The organism is Arthrobacter sp. 10N418, from assembly GCF_056394725.1.
Genome location: NZ_JBFTIK010000059.1, coordinates 1 through 1,794, shown reverse-complemented (window position 1 = coordinate 1,794; position 1,794 = coordinate 1). Strand labels below are relative to the sequence as shown.

Genomic DNA, 1,794 nt, shown 5'->3' with positions numbered 1-1,794 from the left:
TCGGCATGGATGTCCAAGGCGGCGTTGACCAGGTGGGCGTCCACCCAGTCCCGTTCCGTCACCGGGCTGGCTCTCCACCGGTAGTACCCTTGCTTGCTGAACTTCAACACCCTGCAGGTCACCGCCACGGGAATCCCCTCGGCGGCAAGCTCCGTGACCAGCGGGTAGATCTGTAATGGTCATGTGCCGGCCAGAGGCCGGCTGGCAGGCTGGTCCCGGAGGACGGCATGTGACTCAGGGTATATCCGACCCGCGCTTGCGGTGTCTTGAAAATGACTCGTCCGCGCCAGTCCTCCGGGTACCAGTCTGCCCGCCGCGGATGACCTGATCAGAAGACTGTCCACCTTTGGTGTGACCCGTTACAGATGCGTCTCCGAAGCGACCCAGGCAGGCTCCCGCCACCTGTCCGGTTCAATAGAAGAGGAGACGCACTATGGCGATCATTGCCGAAGAATTCGACTTCGTCGTCGGAATCGACACCCACGCCCGCACCCACACCTTTACAGCCGTTCACACCGCAACTGGTGCAGTGGTCGATACCGCGACGTTCCCGGCCACCTCCGCGGGGATGGACCGTGCCATCAACTGGGTCCGGCTGCGCACAGGCGGAGAGACGGTCTTCGCAGCTGTCGAGGGCACGTCCTCCTATGGCGCCCGGCTCACCCAGGCCCTGCTTGTCGCTGGAATCGACGTGGGCGAAGTCAGGCCGCCCGCGCGCGCGTCACGGGCACTCACCGGCAAATCAGACCCGATCGACGCCGAAGCCGCAGCCCGTTCCGTCCTCGGGCGACCTCGCGACCAAGTGACGGAGCCACGCGCTGCAGGCACCCGGGCCGCGATCAGGATCCTGCTGGCCTCCCGGTCCCTGCTGGATCATCAACGTACCGCGAACCGCAACGCCCTCACAGCCCTGCTCCGAGGAACCGACCTCGGGATCGACGCCCGGGCGTCCCTGCGGGACGCACAGATCACCACCATCGCAGCCTGGCGGAACTCAACCGGGACCGACTCCGTGATCCGAATCGCCCGCGCCGAAGCCAAGCGCCTGGCCCTGGCTGTCAAAGACCACACCATCCGGCTCGCCGAAAACCACAAGGCTTTAGCCCAGCTCACCGAAGAACTGGCCCCCGGGCTCCAATCCATCCCAGGGGTCGGGCCCGTAACAGCGGCCATCATCATCTGCGCATACTCCCACCACGGCCGAATACGCTCAGAGGCAGCCTTCGCCGCACTCGGCGGCGTCGCGCCGCGGCCCGCGTCCTCCGGCAACACCACCCGACACCGGCTCAACCGCTCCGGAGACCGTCAGCTCAACCGCGCCTTCGACGTCATCGTCCGCACCCGCATGAGCTACGACACCGCCACCAAGGACTACGTGGCAAGGAGCCGCACCACCGGAAAGACCAACCGGGAAATCCGCCGCAACCTCAAACGCTACGTCTGCCGCTCCATCTTCCGCCAACTCCAGACCATCATGGCTTGACAGAACCCATAGAAGAGTCATTTTGGGTTGATGTCCCTTGCCAGATAGGCAGCAGCCCGGCGCAGAATTTCATTCTCCTGCTCCAACAAGCGGTTGCGCTTCTTCAGGTCGCGCATCTCGGCCGACTCTGCCGCTGCCGGGCCGGCCCCGGTTTCCTTACGTTCGGCGATGGCAATCCAGCGCTTCAGCGTCGTGACCGAAAGCCCGAAATCCTTCGCAATCTGCGCCAGCGGCGCCTCGCCCTTGCGGGCCACATCAATAACATCCTGGCGGAACTCCGCCCCATAAGCCGTAGGCATGGTCAACATCCT

At 64.7% G+C, this 1,794-nt stretch carries 1 protein-coding gene and 2 pseudogenes; 1 reads left to right on the top strand and 2 read right to left on the bottom strand.

Annotated elements, in window-relative coordinates; translation table 11 throughout:
* Nucleotides 1-179: pseudogene (locus AC1DCZ_RS19290) on the bottom strand (IS3 family transposase); the annotation flags it as partial.
* 254 nt (nt 180-433) lie between these two features.
* Between AC1DCZ_RS19290 and AC1DCZ_RS19285 the strand changes: the two are divergent.
* The gene (locus AC1DCZ_RS19285) at nt 434-1,483 is read left to right on the top strand and encodes an IS110 family RNA-guided transposase (protein WP_476976000.1); all 1,050 of its coding nucleotides are present in this window, start codon (nt 434-436) and stop codon (nt 1,481-1,483) included.
* Between the two features lie 20 nt (nt 1,484-1,503).
* On the opposite strand, the pseudogene AC1DCZ_RS19280 reads toward AC1DCZ_RS19285, so the two are convergent.
* Nucleotides 1,504-1,782 (bottom strand): annotated as a pseudogene (locus tag AC1DCZ_RS19280) (transposase); the annotation flags it as partial.
* Nucleotides 1,783-1,794: the final 12 nt, after the last annotated feature.